The sequence below is a fragment of the Amycolatopsis alba DSM 44262 genome, from assembly GCF_000384215.1.
In the GTDB taxonomy this organism is placed as follows: Bacteria; Actinomycetota; Actinomycetes; order Mycobacteriales; family Pseudonocardiaceae; genus Amycolatopsis; species Amycolatopsis alba.
The window spans coordinates 7560320-7574985 of sequence record NZ_KB913032.1 but is presented as its reverse complement, the minus strand read 5'-3'; the positions used below and the strand labels follow the sequence as shown (position 1 = coordinate 7574985).

The window sequence follows — 14666 nt, the reverse complement described above, 5'->3', positions numbered from 1 at the left end:
GGAGAGAGAACCCGATGGACGACAACACCACCTTCCAGGTCCTGATCAACGACGAAGAGCAGTACTCCCTTTGGCCCGCGGACAAAGAGATCCCCGAAGGCTGGCGGCCCGACGGCAAGACGGGCACCCGCCAGGAGTGCATGGACCACGTGGATGAGGTCTGGACGGACATGCGCCCCCGAAGCCTCCGTGAGCGCATGGCCGCACAGTGACCCGATCGGTCAGCTGAGGCGGGCGTCGGGGATCGCTCTCTTCGGGCAGGTGGCGACCTTGCCCGCACACAGGGGCGATCCCCGGAGCGCCGTAACAGAAACCGATGCCGGTTTGGGGTGGGCTGCTGGATGTCAGACGAATCTCGAACCTGCAGAGGGCCGGGAACAGTCAGATGCAAAGAGTGCTTGCCACTCTCGAACCGCCAGGTCGAGTCCTGGTGCTTGGCGACCCGGCTGGTACCGGAAGGGTTCGTCGGCGTGATCGGCTCGGCGGATTGATTCACGAGTATCGCCAAGTCGCGTGAGGTGACACAGTTTTCGGCACCTACACGCTCCCGGACGGCGGACCCGACCCTGGACGGTCGAGTCGGGTCAGGTCTGCCAACGCGCCGTCAGCAGGCGTTGCGCGGGGGGCGGCCCTGGGAGGTCGACGTTCGCCCTGGCGGCGAGTCCGCCCAGGGCGATCGCGATCAGGCGGCGCCGGGCGGCCCGCGCTTCGGCGGTGAGCGCGGCGCGTCCAGGTCCTGGATCTGCTCGGAGGAGGAACTGGCCACCGAGGTCCGCCGCGGGATCGCCCTGGCCGACGCCGCCCGGACCGCGGATGCCGCGCACCTGGTCTACAGCTCGGTCGACGGTGCCGAGCGCGCCACCGGCATCGACCACTTCGAGTCCAAGACCCGCATCGAGGAGCACATCGCCGGCACCTTCCCGTCGGCGACGATCCTGCGGCCGGTGTTCTTCATGGACAATCTGCTCTGGTACGCAGACGCCACCGACGAACGCGTCCTGGAACTACCGGTGGTCCCCGACCGCCCGATGCAGATGATCGCGGCCTCGGACATCGGCCGGATCGCCGCCGCCGCGTTCGCCGAGCCCGAGGCCTACCTCGGCACCAGGCTGGCGATCGCCGGGGACGCCGTGAGCTTCGAGCAGGTGGCGGCGACGTACCAACAGGTGACCGGCGTCCGCACGCGGCTGGCGCCCAAGCCGATCGAGGAACGGATGTACCAGTGGTTCGCCGAGGACGGCTACCAGGCCGACATCCCCACCTTGCGCACCGACTTCCCCTGGCTTCAGCGCTTCGACGCCTTCCTGCGTAAAGCACTCTCCGCCCGCTGATCAGCGACCTACTCCGCACTCGGAAAGCGAACTCGTCATTTTGGCGGTGGTGACGGGGTGGTAGCCGAGGGCGTCAGCGACCGCGGGGGCCGTCATGGTCAGGACGTGGTGTTCGATGGCCGCCGTGCGTGCGGTGGTGATGGGGATGCCGAGCCCGGTCATCAGCGTGCCGAGTGATCTGGGGTGCATCGGTAGTCCTGAGCGTCGGCCGGGGAACAGCCAGCGGGAGTTCGGGTTGGTGGCGGTGTTCATGTTGTCCCGCTGGACCGCACCCTTGACGCCGGGCGGCCGGATCGCCCTACTGGTGGGCGGTGCGCGCCGCCAAAGTAGTTCGGCCACCCGCCGAACCCCTCCGCCGCCCCTGGCCTCACCCCATCCAATGGGCTTGAGAGGTGTGCGAGCGATCCCACGACACGTTCGGCGAGCCCAATTGGATCACCCCGTGGCCCGGATGGTCAGTGCCGGTTGGCCCGGAAGAAGTTCAGCAGCACGGGGTTGACCACGTCCGACCGCTCCCAGTGGACGTTGTGCCCGCACTCGTTGGCCACCATCGTGCTCACCCTGCGGAAGTGCCCGGCCAGCAGACGCTGCACCGGCGGTGACGTGTGCGGGTCGGCGTCCCCCCACAGCAGCAGGGTGGGCACGGCGAGCCGTCCGATCACGGCCCAGCTCAGCGAGGTCGCCCTGGGCTGGACGATCCCGTTGGGCCCGGCCCGGTGATGGATGTCCAGCCACCTGGCGACACCGTCCGGGTCGATCGCGCGGTAGGACGGGCCCAACTCCCGAAAGTGGATGGGCAGCGCGTCGACCTCGGGCGACCGCAACCGCTCCACCATGTCCTGGTAGTCCCGCTCCTGGACCTGAAGCACACACGCGCCGATCACCAGGCTGTGCAACCGGTCCGGGTGGTTGAGCGCGTAGTCCATCGCGTACCAGCCGCCACCGGCAACGCCGACGACGTGAAACTTCCCGATCCCCAGGAACTCCACGAGGTCGTGCAGATCCTCGATGCCGCTCCTCGGGTTGTTCGGGTCCTGCACCGGCGAGTTGGCGTACCCCCGACGCGAGTAGCCGATGACCCGGTACCCCGCACGGGCGAGGTACGGCTGCTGGTACGGCCAGCTTTCGCCACTGCCGCTCAGAGCGTGCAGCAGAACCACCGGCTCACCGGGCCCGCCGGTGTCCCAGTACCACAGCCGCGCCCCTGGCACCTGGAACCAGCCCTGGGTAGCCGGAACCTGCTCGGGCACCGGGATCGGGTGCACCGGGCTGCCGGGGCCTGGGACCGGAACGCCCGGTGGGTGCGCGTCGGCGGTCCCGTTGACCAGTGCCGTGCCGCCGAGGGCGAGCCCGGTTCCCTGCAACAGGGTCCGGCGGGATATCGGAAGCGACAGGTTCGGGTTGGCCTCGGCGTTGCCCATGTGACCTCATTTCGGGTGACCGGTTCCCGTCGACGTGCCGAGGAGCCGAACCACTGGCGCATCGGTGAATCACGTGCCGAGTCGGGCGGATATGGCGGCCGTCCGGAGCGTAGCGACGGTCCGCACCCGACTCCAAGTCTCCCACTGGCGGGCCCGGAACCACCACCATCGCAGCAAATCGGAGTCACCGACTGGTGAGATCGCGTATTCAACTGTCGCGAGTTCGTCGTGGTCATGGTGGTGAGTGATCGCCTGGGGCGTAGCGACTCCAGGTGGTTCCTGCTCGTGTGGCGATCTTGGTGGTGGTGCCCGCGTGGTAGCCGAGGGCGTCGGCGACCACGGATGAGGGCATGGTGAGCACGTGCTGCTGGATGGCTGCGGTGCGCCCGGACGTGGTGGGGGACGCCGAGCCTGTGGCTTTGGCGGTCAACCCCGGTGGCCAGGACGAATTCTTCATTGAATCAACGCGGATGCGTGCCTCGGATACAACAACCACACCTTGGATAGTCGCCCTGACGAACATGGTGCCGCCGTTGAAGGTCGCCTGGGCGAAGTTGGCGTCGCCGATGAAGGCCGCCCCGTGGAACCTGGCGTCGCCTTCGAAGGTTGCCTTGCTAAACCTAGCTTCGTTGATCTCGCAATCATGCAGGTCGAGGTCGATGAGTGTGGCTAACGCCAGCAACGCGGCCATGGTTGGGTACGTCGACCGCCGGTGTCCGCTCGGGATGTGTGGTGCGCTGTCGTGCAGGTTTGCCCGTGAGGGTTCAGATGTGTGGCTGAAAGGCCTTTCCTTCGCTGGCTTCACCGATGTGCGGGGTAGCGTCGGGCAGGTAGTTGATCATTGTTAGGTGCTGCAGGAACGGAAGGGGGCGTGGTGGATGTCCAGGGTTCGCAGGGGCGGGGCGGTTGGTGTGCTCACCGCTGTAGTGATCGGTGCTGTCGTATCGATGGCTGGAACGGCCGACGCGCAGTCGCAGCGGCCCCACAAGCAGGAGCGCACGGGACAGGTCGCGCCGGTCAGCTACCAGTGGCAGCACAAGGGCACCAGCGCCCAACGAGTCATGGATCGCGGTAACTGGGCGCCGGTCAGCACAGTGGACGCATGGAAGGGTCCTGGCTCGTGCGGGTGTGGTGGGTGAAGTGCGCCACGTTTCCGCCGTTTACCGACGCAGGGCAGACAGCACTCTGAGGTGCGGTAAGTGCGGTCAGAACACGCGCGCATCTGCGGTCACTTCATACCTTCATAGCCAGCGCGGCCTGATCGCCGCGAGATCTCAGGAGCGAAAGATGTCCCCGGTTCGTCGGATTTCCTCAGCAAGCGTGCTTGCCGCGACGGTGGTAGGTGCCGTCCTGTCACTGGCCGGAGCGGCCGGCGCGGAGACCGGCTGGAAGGCTGCTGGAGCGGACAGCACTCCGCCCGGCATCACCTGTTGCGCAAACGGCCATCCGTCCGTCGCCTCGCCGGACACCAGCTACCCCGGCCCCGAAGACCGGAGCCTGAGCTCCACCCTTCCCGGCAACGAAAACATGTGACCTTGACGGCCATGCCGCGCGGTCGTCGTCAGCTCCGAGTACGCCCTCGCGGTCCCGTGAGAGATCGCGCCTGGACCACCTCCGCCACCGACATCGTGAGCCTGAGCGGTGGATAGCTGAGCTCGACGGTTGGCTATCGGTTCCTTCAGACAGCCAGTGTCGTCGAGTGATGGCCGATCGTGGTCGAGGAGCGCGCTGTCACACAACGGTCGTCACCGTTGTCGCGCCGGCCTCGACGGCGGGCCCTCGTCGGCTGGAACCGCCGTGGGGTGCCTTTTCGCCCCACGGCGGTGTTCCGTGCTCTGGTTAGCCGTGGCCGATTTCGGTTCGGTGCCACACGACCGGTGCGCCGCCTTCGTCGAGCGGCCCGTTCGCGGCGATTCCGGCGATCGCGCCGTCGTCGCCGATCGCGTAGGCCCTCCCCACGGCGAAACCGTCAGGCAACGGGAGTTTGGCGACTGAACCGGGTCCTTGCCAGACCGCGGGGTGACCGTAGGACACCGACGGTTCGGAGGTCAGCGCTCCGGCGATCAGCCCTGATCCGTTGACCCGGAATCCGGCGCTGGAATCGGCCAGGCGCTCGGGTGCGGCGGCGGATGTCCACCGGAAACCGGTCGATCCGTTGACCCCGGCTGCGTCGGCGCTGCCGACGACGGTCCCGTTCCTGATCGAACGAGGCAGCGCGAAGGTGTACCCGGCCGGGACGGCCAGCTTCTCCACCGTCCCGTTCCGCCACGTGTAGGGACCCCTGGTCGAGCCGAACAGCACGGTCCCGTCGATGTCGAGATCGGTGGGCCAGGTCTCTCCATCGGTCGGGATCACGACCGGACCGACGCCCCGCACGGGCCACACGACGGTCACCTGCTCGGCCGTTTTCTCCGCCGAAGCCGTGCCGAGGACGTCACCGCGCTCGTTGAGCGCCAGGCCGTGTGCTTTCGTATACCCGGCGGGTGCCGGGACCTCGTGGAACCCTTGATCGTCCAGCAGGAAGATGCCCGTCATGCTCGCTTCGGCGCCGTAGGCCTGCAGGAGCACGGTTCCGGCGCCGTTCTGGTCGAGCACGTGCGCGTTCTCGTAGCCGGACGGGACGCCTCGTACCGATGGCTTTCCGTCCCGCCAGGTGACCACCTGACTGCGATCGTCGATAGCGAGTTCGCCGGCGTAACCGCCCTTCCCGTCAGTGCCGAACACGAAGCCCGACGTGCCAGGGTGCCCTGCGGGCAACGGCAGGAGCGTCGCCTGCCAGCCCGGTGTCGCTTCCGCCGACGCCACCCCCAGCGTTGTGGTCATGACCGCGACCGTGACCAGGACACCCGTTCGAAGCGTTGTCCGAATACTCATGAATCTCCCTATTCTTCCCCATCCTGCGAATCTCACGCAGTCGCGGCCGGATAGGTTGCCCAGTGCCCGCGCCTTTCCGGGAAGGCCTCTCCCCATGCGGGGAAACTTCGGTGCTGCGGCCTGCTCCGGCGCTACTGATCCCTCGGCCGAGGGCCAGCTGAGCGATCACTGATCGTTTCATCCGGATTTCATCGACTGTCACTACCGTTCCTGATCAGGTTGCGGTCCGCTCGGTTGAAGAGGATCTCGTTGGGGTGCTGATGTTTGCTGGGGGAAGAGCACGCGCGCGAGCGCTCGTGCTGACGGTACTGATCGCGTTGTGCGCGTCTCTGACGCAGACCGTGGTGACGCCACAACGATCGGAGGCGGCAGAGGTGCCACGGGATCTGCCGATGATGCCGCCGTTGGCGCCGAGGGATGATTCGGCGAAAGCGGCGACTCCTGGGCAGGCACCGGTTATGCAGGAGCCGGCGGCCGATTTCACTCCGCTGGCTGGCGGGCGTGCGCCCCGTGCACGGGACGGTTCGGCGCCGGAGACGAGTCTGGTCAGTCCGGTCGACCAGGCCGTGGTCGCCACCGAGACGCCGACATTGCAGGTCGTCGCGGTGGGCAGCGGCGTCCTGTATTGCTTCAAGGTGTCGACCGGGGTCGACGGTCGATCGGGCAGTGTGGTGGATTCGGGATGTCTGTCGACCCCACAGTGGACGGTTCCACTCCATGTGCTGCACGACGGCGGCAAGTACAGCTGGACGGTTGGCACGGCCACACCGGGTGGCCGCCCGGAAACAGTCACGCCGCCGAAATGGGTGGGGCACTTCACGGTCAATCAGCGGGTAGGTGATCCTGGACCGTCGCCGACCGACGTGCTGGGGCCCGCGACAGTGAATTTGTTCAATGGCAATGTCCATGTCGAAGCCGCCGGGCCGAAGTTCGAGTCGGTGGGCGGCGCCGCCGGGGTGACGTTCACGTACAACTCCCGCCAGGGTGAGCCTCGAGGGGTGCGGGCGTCGTATTTCAACGATTCGCGGCACGCCGGGGTGCCGGACGACGTTCCGGTGATGGTGCGAGGCGAACCTCAGGTCAATCTGGACTGGGGCAACATGTGGAGCGATGTGCCGGAGAACTTCCCGTGGCGGGAAGATCCGATGCCGCCCGCTTTGAACAAGGACTGGTTCGTCATCCGCTGGGAGGGTTACTTCCGGGCTTCCGCGACCGGGGACTTTCGCTTCGCCGGTGGACACGCGGACGGCGCGAAGATGTGGGTGGGCGACAAGCTGGTCTACGACAATCCGAATCCCGCGGCGATCGGCGACGATTTTCTTCAGCCGGGTCCCAGGCAGGAAAGGGAGGTGGCGTTGACCGCGGGCCAGCGGGTTCCGATCAAGATCGAGCTGTACCACCGTTCGAAGGAACGTCCCAGGATGGTGTTGTGGGCCAAGAGCACCACAGGCCCCGACAATCAGCGTAGCCACAGCCTGCCACCCAAGATCGTGCCGACGGAATGGCTGTACTCGGCCGATCCGCCGCAGCTGCCGGGGGGCTGGACGCTGGGATTAGCGGGCAGCGGGTACAGCAAAGCCGAGATGTTGGACGGGTCAGTGGTGCTCACCGACAACGCGGGCGGAAAGCACACGTGGGGCAAGGTCTCCACTGGCGGTTACCAGCCGCCCGCGGGTGAAGACGGGGTGCTCGCCTTCGACGCGGGCGGCCGGATCTCAGTGACCCAGGCCGGCTCGATGTCGGTGTTCAACGTCGACGGCACCCTGGCCACGGTGGCGTCGGTGCAGGACAGCAAGAAACCGGCTGCTTTGCAGTACCTGTACAGCGGTTCGATACCTCGGCTGACGCAGATCAAGGATCCGGTGTCCGACAGGGCGCACGAGCTGTTCTACAACACCGACGGCAGTGACCGTTGTTACGGCGGTGTGCCCCGTCCGAAAGGCGCGGACGCGGCCCCGGCGCAGCAGCTCTGTCGAATCCGGTATTGGGACGGTACCGAAACCCGGCTGTGGTATGTGCTGGACTCCCTTGGACGCATCGAAAATCCGGGTGCAGACATCCGGGACATGAACTACACGAACGAACTGCGGGCCAAGCAGGCCTTCGACTACGCGCGCAATGACGAGGAGCGCCAGAAAGCCAAGGACAGTCTTGGCCCCCTGGCCGAGTTCCGCGACGGTGTGGCCTATGACTGGGTGGCACGACAACCGTCTCTCGAGAACTGGGGTACCGAACGCACAGTGATCGACTACGGCGCCTTCGTCGAACGACCGTGGCAGCCGGCGAGGGCACGAGTGGTGCGAATCCTGGCGCCGTTCGCCGATGGCCGCCTGGCGGCGGGGCCGCGACCTGGGCGAACGTACAGCCACGACCTCGACAACAGACGGGCGTTCGTCGGAGTGTCCGGAGTGGAGGACTTCCAGCGCTCTCGCACGGTGACCTACGACGACGCCGGTCGTGCTCTGACGGTGACCGATGCGGACGGGGTGACCGCGAAGATGGAATGGAACGCCAAGGACAAGTCCGTCGCGAGCGCCGACGGGAAAGGCAGGCGCATCAGCAACGTCTACGATCACGCCGACCGATTGACGGACAGTTACGGTCCCGGCCCGGCGTCGTGTTTCGCCGGCGAGGTCCCGACGCCGACGTGCGCGGCGACGCTGCCGCACCGGCGCCTCGGCTACGACGGGGGCATGGCAGGGTTGCAGGCGGAGCTGTATGACAACCCGTTCTTGGCCGGGCCGCCCGTTGTGTGGCAGACAGGGATCGGCACCGGCGATGGATCGCTGGTCGGTAACTGGGGCGGTACAAGGCCCGTGGCCACCACCGGTGGCTGGTCCGGTCGGTTCACCGGTGAGATGCGGTTCCCGGCCGCCGGTACTTACGAAGTGGGCTTCACCGCGACTGACGGCGTGCGGTTGTGGATCGACGACTTCCTGGTAGTGGACAGCTGGACAGACAAACCCGGCGCCGCCGTCTCAGGCAGCTACCGGAACACGACGGCGGGTAGCCTGCACCGGATCCGGGTCGACTACTACAACCGCGCCGGCGACACCGGGGCCTTGAACTTCACCTGGACCCCACCTGGGGCCCAGACACCGGTGACGGTGCCAGGTACGAACCTGGCACCCCGCTACGGGCATGAGACCAGCAAGATCACCGACAGTAGCTCAGGAGGCAGTGTCGAACGCGCACCGGCGACGAAGACGGTGGCCGGGTACTCGGATCCGGAGCACGGAATCGACCCGGTGTTCGGGCTGCAGGTGTCGACGACCGCAGACCCCAGCGGACTCGCCCTGACCAAACGCAACACTTTCGAACAGCCTGGCACCGGATATCTGCGGCGGCTGGCCGAAGCGCTGCCTGGCGGCGACCTCGCCGACCCCGGCAAACGAGGAACGTCCAGCTACTACAACGGGAGCGAGACCCGCGCCAACCCGTGTGACGCGAAATCCGCCGCAGTCAGCCAGGGCGGCATGGCGAAGACTCTCACCGCGGCCAAGAACGCGGACGGCTCGGCCAACACTGCCGAGCAGGTGTACAACGCGGCCGGTCAGACGGTCGCCACCCGTGTCAACAGTGAGCCGTGGCTGTGTATCACCTACGACAGTCGTGGTCGGGTTGCGAAGAAGGCGTTCCCGGCGATGGATGGGCAGCAGCCGCGGACCATCACCTACGACTACGCGGTGGGCGGCGACCCGCTGGTCAAGAAGATCAGCGACGCCGGCGGATCCACCACCAGCGTGATCGACCTGCTTGGGCAGGTCGTGTCCTACACCGACGCGAACGGCGTGGTGTCGACCAGCAAGTACGACATCGCCGGACGCAAGCTCAGTGAGACCAGCACGGTCAAAGGTGTCACCTCGAGCCTGAACTACCGGTGGAGCAACGCGTCCCGGCTGACCCGCCTCGACCTGGACGGAGTCGCCGTCGCGACGCCAGGGTATGACGCCGGGGTGTTGCGGAACGTGGGTTACGGCAACACCTCGAAGCTCGCGATCGACCACAACGACGCGGGCGCGCTGACCGCAGTCTCCTGGGCCGTGTCCGGTTCCACGGTCACGGACACGGTCGTCCGGTCCCGCGACCAGCGCATCACCGATGACACCGTCACCGACACCGCCGCTCCGAACACCTCCTATCGTTCCGCCTACACCTACGACGGTGTCGGCCGCCTGGTCGCGGCCATCGTGCCGCACCACCAGTTGACCTACGCCTACGACGGCGACGGTGGCTGCGGACCCAACCCGAGAGCGGGGTCGAACACCAACCGCACCCGCTTCACCGACAGCAGGGGTGGCGCGCTCGCGGTCAGCACCGGCTACTGCTATGACAACGCCGACCGGCTCCTGTCCACCAGCGGCGGGACCGCCCTCGCCTTCGCCTACGACGTCTACGGCAACGCGACCAAGGTCGGAACCGACACCCTCGGGTACGACTCGACCCGCCGCCACGTGTCCACCACCACCGCCGCGGGGCGCTCGGTCACCTACACCCGCGACGTCACCGACCGCATCACGGCACGCACGGTGAAGGACGGTGCCAAAGCCGCACAGGTCACCCGCTACGGCTACGCCGCCGACACTGGCGGCCCAGATCTCGTCCTCGACAGTGCAGGGAACCTGCGGCAACGAGTGCTGAAACTGCCTGGCGGTGTGGTACTCACCAAGAACTACGACCAGGCCAAGGCCACGAACTGGTCCTATCCCAACATTCACGGCGACATCCTGTTCACCGCGGACGGCACCGCCGCCCGCACCGGAACAATCCACCTGTACGACCCGTTCGGCCAGAACATCGACCCGGTGACCGGGGCGTTCGGCGACATCCCGATCTCGGCCACCGCCGAGGGCGGCATGGACTTCGGATGGCTCGGCCGGCACACCGTTCCGGTCGAACACGTCGGCAGCCAGCAGGCCCTGGAAATGGGTGCTCGCACCTATCTCCCGGTGCTTGGCCGGTTCCTGCAGACCGACCCCATCTCCGGTGGATCGGCGAACAACTACGACTACGTCAACGGCGACCCCGTCAACTCTTTCGACCTCACAGGCGAAATGCCGGGGGTGAACGCTCTCGAAGTCCTAGGTCTGGCACTTCCGGTCGTGCCAACCGGAAGGACGGACTTCTTCGGGAAGGTCGAGTGGCTCCCACCTGGCCATCCGAACGCGCATGAGGGCGGCACGATCTTGATCGTGCCGACGGATACGGGACGGCAAGTAGCATTGCTCACCACCAACCCGTTGCTTGAAGCCATCAACACTCCACGTCAACTGCAGGCTGCGGCGTTTGCGTCCTTCGCGCCAGGTCTGAGCGGTGCCATGACGGCCTGGCAAGCGTGGAGTGAATTCAAGGACAAAGCACTCGCGGCAGGTGCCCCCAAGGACCTAGTCGAGTCAGATTCGACGTTCCAACAATTCCTGTGCCATTGGCTCGCGGCAGAGTGGATGGACAACGGCAGGTCGTCTTGGAATCTCGACCCTGCCCGCAACGACATCGGGACAGGGAGATGCATAACAGCCGGGTGCAATCCGGAATAACCCTCATCCGGTGAGCGGCGAGCTTCGGGCCTATGTCGCTACAAGGGCGCGAGGAGCACGGGTCCGAGTGACCCGTGCTCCTCGGCGTTTCGCGGGATCAGCCGTTGGGGTCGCTGGTGTTGACGTCGCCGTTGACGCCCCTGGGGAAGAAGCCGCCGGAGGTCACGGCTTTCGGGTTGAGGTAGACGATGTTGAGGACCTGGCCGGGGGAGCGGCTGTAGGCGATGCCGTTGCCGTCGGTCGGCACGATGTTCGCGCGTCCTTGGCCGTCGATGACGCCCTGGTCGAGGTCGTTCTTCCCGTCGAGGCTGTCGCGGGCGTTGGAGAGTTTGACGCTGGCTTCGCGGAGGTCTCGGCCCAGGAGGCCGAGCCCGAGGATGCCGCCGGTGTGCTGGTAGAGGGCGCTGCGGATGTTGGCCGCGTGGTAGGCCTCGACGGCGAGGATCCCGGCCGCGGCTTCGAGGTAGGCCTTGTTGGTGATCAGGGGCGCGGCGCCTTTGTAGGCGGTGACGCCGACGTCTTCGAACAGGTAGGCGGCGAGGAGGAAGTTCTCCTCGCACGCGAAGGCGTCGAAGCTCTGTCCTTTCCGGACCAGGCCGGCTGCTTGGGCGGCGGCGGTGAAACTGGCCTGCAGGTCGATCGCCGGGCGGCTGACCGCGACGGAGCCGAGCGCGGACCGCAGGAATTCGACGTGTGCTTTCTCGTCGGAGGCGATTTCCTGGGCGTACTGTTTGGCGGCCTTGGTCTTGAATTTCACTGCTCGCCCGCCGGCCACTCCGCCGCGGGTCCCGGTTCCGGTGGTTGACGAGTCGGCGAGTCCCTTTCCGGTGACGGCGTGCAGGTAGAACTCGGCTTCCAGGTATTCCAGATTGAGCGCGAAGTTGAGGACGGCGGCGTCACTGACACCCTCGGCCGCGGCTTCGGCGGCGGCCTGTCGGGTGGTGGCGGCGGCCGTCCCGGCGGCGAGCCCGCCGAGGGCGCCGGCGCCGACGACACCGAGTCCGGTCACTCCGGCGGCACGCAGGAAGCGGCGGCGATCCGGCTCGTTCTCGGCACTGCGGTTGATCATCGAGGCGGCGAAGCGCTTGCCGAACACGGGCGATCTCCTTCCCGCCCAGGGTGACATCGCACGGCACCGGGCGTATCCCGCGCGTCACGAAGCGCGCGGGCTGGATCTTTCGTTGACCGATCATTTCGTGCCCGCTCCGACAATGGATTGGTCCGGATCACCGGATCAGGCGAACACTCCTGATGCATCCGGGCCGGGGCCAGTGCCCACGGTGTCTTTCCACTCTGCACTTCGGTTTTCGACGTCGTTCACTCACAGGGCTGGTTCCGGCTTCGCGACCAGTCCGGCGCGCCCTCCCGCTCGAAACACCCGTGATCCGTTTCGGACGAGCCTCCTGGCCATCCGCGGGTCGCGTCCGATGTTCGTTCGAGGAGAAGGAGAAAAACCGTGAGCACCATTCGCCGTCGCATGATCGTCGTAGCCGCGCTGCCCTTCGCGGCACTCGGATTCCTGCTCGCCGCCCCCGGCGCGGCATCGGCCGCACCCGTAGCCACGGCCGCGGTCGCCGACCACGACCCTGGACATCATCACCACCACGGCATCGGTCTCCACCTGAATCTCAACCTCTTGCTCAATCTCAGCGGCCATCACCATCACTGCGACGACGACCACGGGACGATCCTCGGCCTCGGCTGATCTCGAACGGGCGAGGCGCCGGACCACCTCCTCCGGCGCCTTGCTCTCGCATATTCAAGACCCTGAAAGAACGTTTCGTGCTCAGCTGAATCATCGGTCGCCCTCTTGTTGCCCTGTCCCGCGCGCTGGCAGGTTGGACTTCGTGATCATGACGGTTCCGAACGGAGCCGCGGATCATCTGGGTGGAACTCGTTCCACTGTCGTCCGGTCATTTGGGGCTCTTCTGGAAGCGAAGGAAGAATTGACCATGTCGAAAACCGTCAAAGCGTTGCTGGTGGGCGCGGCTACCGTGGGTTGCGTCCTGACCGCGGGTGCGCCCGCGTCGGCTTCGGTGTCCGCGGCGCCTTCGTGCGTCATCGACGTCTCGGCCAATCACAACTCGATCGCCGCTCGCTGTTCGAGCGGTCCGGGGACGCAGTTCGCCGCCGCGATCAAGTGTGACAACGCGTCCGCGGTGCGGCTCGGCCCGTGGAGGAACTACGGCAGCACCTATTCCGCGGTCGGTTGCCTGGGCAACGGCAAGATCGTCGGAAGCCAGTACGGAGTAGCGACTCGCTAGTCTCGCTGTCCGCCGCCCGGTGTCGTGCCGGGCGGCGTATGTCTCTCAGCAGGCACGGATGATCATCCCGCCCAATGTGGTGATCGTATGGTGCCGGGCCCGGCCTCGCCGGGTCGTGTCGATGAGCCCGCTTTCGCGCAGCACCGTCAGGTGTTGGCTGGCCGAGGTCGCCGAGATTCCGGTCCCGGCGGCGACTTCACTGGTGTTCCAGGAACCGCCCGCGACCTTCATCAGTACGCGGGCTCGTGTCGGTCCGAGCAGCGCTTCCAATGAGTTCGGGGGCTCGGCGTCGCGCGATGCAAGCCCGGTGACAGTGCGTTACCGTCACTAGCTGAAAGTCGACCGGGCTGGCAGCGTGGCGTGAGGACATCGACAGCGTTCCGGTGCCGGCCATGCTTGTGTTGGAAGCCGCGCTCACGCTCCACGCCGACTCGCTTGTTCTGTCCGCGGTTCCTCCTTTGAGGTGCTCCCACCGGTTCCGGGCGAAGCGCTCGCGTCGCCTGTGCTCTGCTAGCCGCCGCTGTGCTTGGCCCTCTCGTCTTCCACGGCGACGCTGACTGCCAACCCCGCTCGGGGGACCGGCTTCACAGGTTGGGCAACGGTCTGGCGTGCGGTCAGGACTGGTCCAGGGCCCGTTCGATGGCGCGGCGGGCTCGCCCTGCGGCAGTCTGGTCGTGCTCCAGTTGCATGGCCGCGTTCAGTGCCAGCCCGGCGGCGATGATCTCGAACAGTGCCTGGTCGATGTCGAGCCCGGCGGGTAGTTCGCCGTTGTCCACGGCCGCGGCCAGGTCCGCCCGCAGTTGTTCCCGCCAGCGTGACCACACCTCGGCCACCGCGTCGCGGACCCGGCCGGGGCGGCCGTCGTACTCGCTGAGGGCCGCGGTCATCAGACAACCGCCGGGGAGCAGCGGCGTCTCCAGGTAGCTCACGGAGTTGGCGCATACCGTGCGCAGCCGACGCAGTCCCGGTGGCTCGGCCAGTGCGGGTTCGACCACTCGGTGCCAGAAGTCGACGAACGCCTTGTCCAATGTGGAGATCTGCAGTGTCTCCTTGGTGCCGAAATGCTTGTGCACCCCGGACTTGCTCATCTCCAGCTCGTCGGCGAGTCGGCCGATGGTGATGCCGTCCAGCCCTTCCTCGGAGGCGACCGCGGCGGCGCGGTCGAGGATCCGGCCACGGGTGGCCAGGGCTTCGGCCGCTGAGCGTCGAGGTGACATGTGGCCAGGATAGCGTACGCAC

At 66.8% G+C, this 14666-nt stretch carries 12 protein-coding genes; 5 read left to right on the top strand and 7 right to left on the bottom strand.

Going from position 1 to position 14666, the window contains the following annotated elements; translation table 11 throughout:
- Positions 1 to 14 precede the first annotated feature (14 nt).
- Both AMYAL_RS0135510 and AMYAL_RS0135500 read left to right on the top strand, forming a co-directional pair.
- Positions 15 to 212, top strand: coding sequence for an MbtH family protein (locus AMYAL_RS0135510; protein WP_020636057.1), 198 nt, complete (start codon positions 15 to 17; stop codon positions 210 to 212).
- 402 nt (positions 213 to 614) lie between these two features.
- On the top strand, positions 615 to 1331 hold the full coding sequence (locus tag AMYAL_RS0135500; RefSeq protein ID WP_020636055.1) for an NmrA family NAD(P)-binding protein: 717 nt from the start codon (positions 615 to 617) through the stop codon (positions 1329 to 1331).
- Here AMYAL_RS0135500 and AMYAL_RS46865 read toward each other — a convergent pair whose 3' ends face one another.
- The 4 genes from AMYAL_RS46865 to AMYAL_RS0135480 all read right to left on the bottom strand — a co-directional run bounded on the left by AMYAL_RS46865 (position 1332) and on the right by AMYAL_RS0135480 (position 5575).
- A complete protein-coding gene (locus AMYAL_RS46865; RefSeq protein WP_020636054.1) occupies positions 1332 to 1670 on the bottom strand; it encodes a hypothetical protein in 339 nt (112 codons plus the stop codon).
- Between the two features lie 116 nt (positions 1671 to 1786).
- Entirely contained in the window at positions 1787 to 2752 is a 966-nt protein-coding gene (locus AMYAL_RS0135490) for an alpha/beta fold hydrolase (protein ID WP_020636053.1), read from the bottom strand.
- A gap of 232 nt (positions 2753 to 2984) precedes the next feature.
- Positions 2985 to 3443: a pentapeptide repeat-containing protein gene (locus tag AMYAL_RS46860; protein ID WP_020636052.1), complete on the bottom strand. Its 459-nt coding sequence runs from the start codon at positions 3441 to 3443 to the stop codon at positions 2985 to 2987.
- A gap of 1148 nt (positions 3444 to 4591) precedes the next feature.
- Positions 4592 to 5575 carry a hypothetical protein gene (locus tag AMYAL_RS0135480; RefSeq protein WP_039794638.1) on the bottom strand — a complete coding sequence of 328 codons (984 nt, stop codon included), beginning with the start codon at positions 5573 to 5575 and terminating at the stop codon, positions 4592 to 4594.
- A 509-nt stretch (positions 5576 to 6084) separates the two neighbouring features.
- On the opposite strand from AMYAL_RS0135480, the gene AMYAL_RS46855 reads away from it, so the two are divergent.
- Positions 6085 to 11163, top strand: coding sequence for a DUF2599 domain-containing protein (locus AMYAL_RS46855; RefSeq protein ID WP_051137588.1), 5079 nt, complete (start codon positions 6085 to 6087; stop codon positions 11161 to 11163).
- Positions 11164 to 11260: 97 nt separating this feature from the next.
- Here AMYAL_RS46855 and AMYAL_RS0135470 read toward each other — a convergent pair whose 3' ends face one another.
- A complete protein-coding gene (locus AMYAL_RS0135470; protein WP_020636050.1) occupies positions 11261 to 12259 on the bottom strand; it encodes a ferritin-like domain-containing protein in 999 nt (332 codons plus the stop codon).
- A 360-nt stretch (positions 12260 to 12619) separates the two neighbouring features.
- On the opposite strand from AMYAL_RS0135470, the gene AMYAL_RS0135465 reads away from it, so the two are divergent.
- Together AMYAL_RS0135465 and AMYAL_RS0135460 are read left to right on the top strand one after the other, a co-directional pair.
- Positions 12620 to 12868, top strand: a complete 249-nt coding sequence (locus AMYAL_RS0135465) for a hypothetical protein (RefSeq protein WP_026467718.1) — start codon at positions 12620 to 12622, stop codon at positions 12866 to 12868.
- 247 nt (positions 12869 to 13115) lie between these two features.
- Positions 13116 to 13427 carry a hypothetical protein gene (locus tag AMYAL_RS0135460; protein ID WP_020636048.1) on the top strand — a complete coding sequence of 104 codons (312 nt, stop codon included), beginning with the start codon at positions 13116 to 13118 and terminating at the stop codon, positions 13425 to 13427.
- Between the two features lie 45 nt (positions 13428 to 13472).
- Here AMYAL_RS0135460 and AMYAL_RS0135455 read toward each other — a convergent pair whose 3' ends face one another.
- Together AMYAL_RS0135455 and AMYAL_RS0135450 are read right to left on the bottom strand one after the other, a co-directional pair.
- A complete protein-coding gene (locus AMYAL_RS0135455) occupies positions 13473 to 13697 on the bottom strand; it encodes an ArsR/SmtB family transcription factor (protein WP_280632815.1) in 225 nt (74 codons plus the stop codon).
- 344 nt (positions 13698 to 14041) lie between these two features.
- Positions 14042 to 14644: a TetR/AcrR family transcriptional regulator gene (locus AMYAL_RS0135450; protein ID WP_020636046.1), complete on the bottom strand. Its 603-nt coding sequence runs from the start codon at positions 14642 to 14644 to the stop codon at positions 14042 to 14044.
- Positions 14645 to 14666 lie beyond the last annotated feature (22 nt).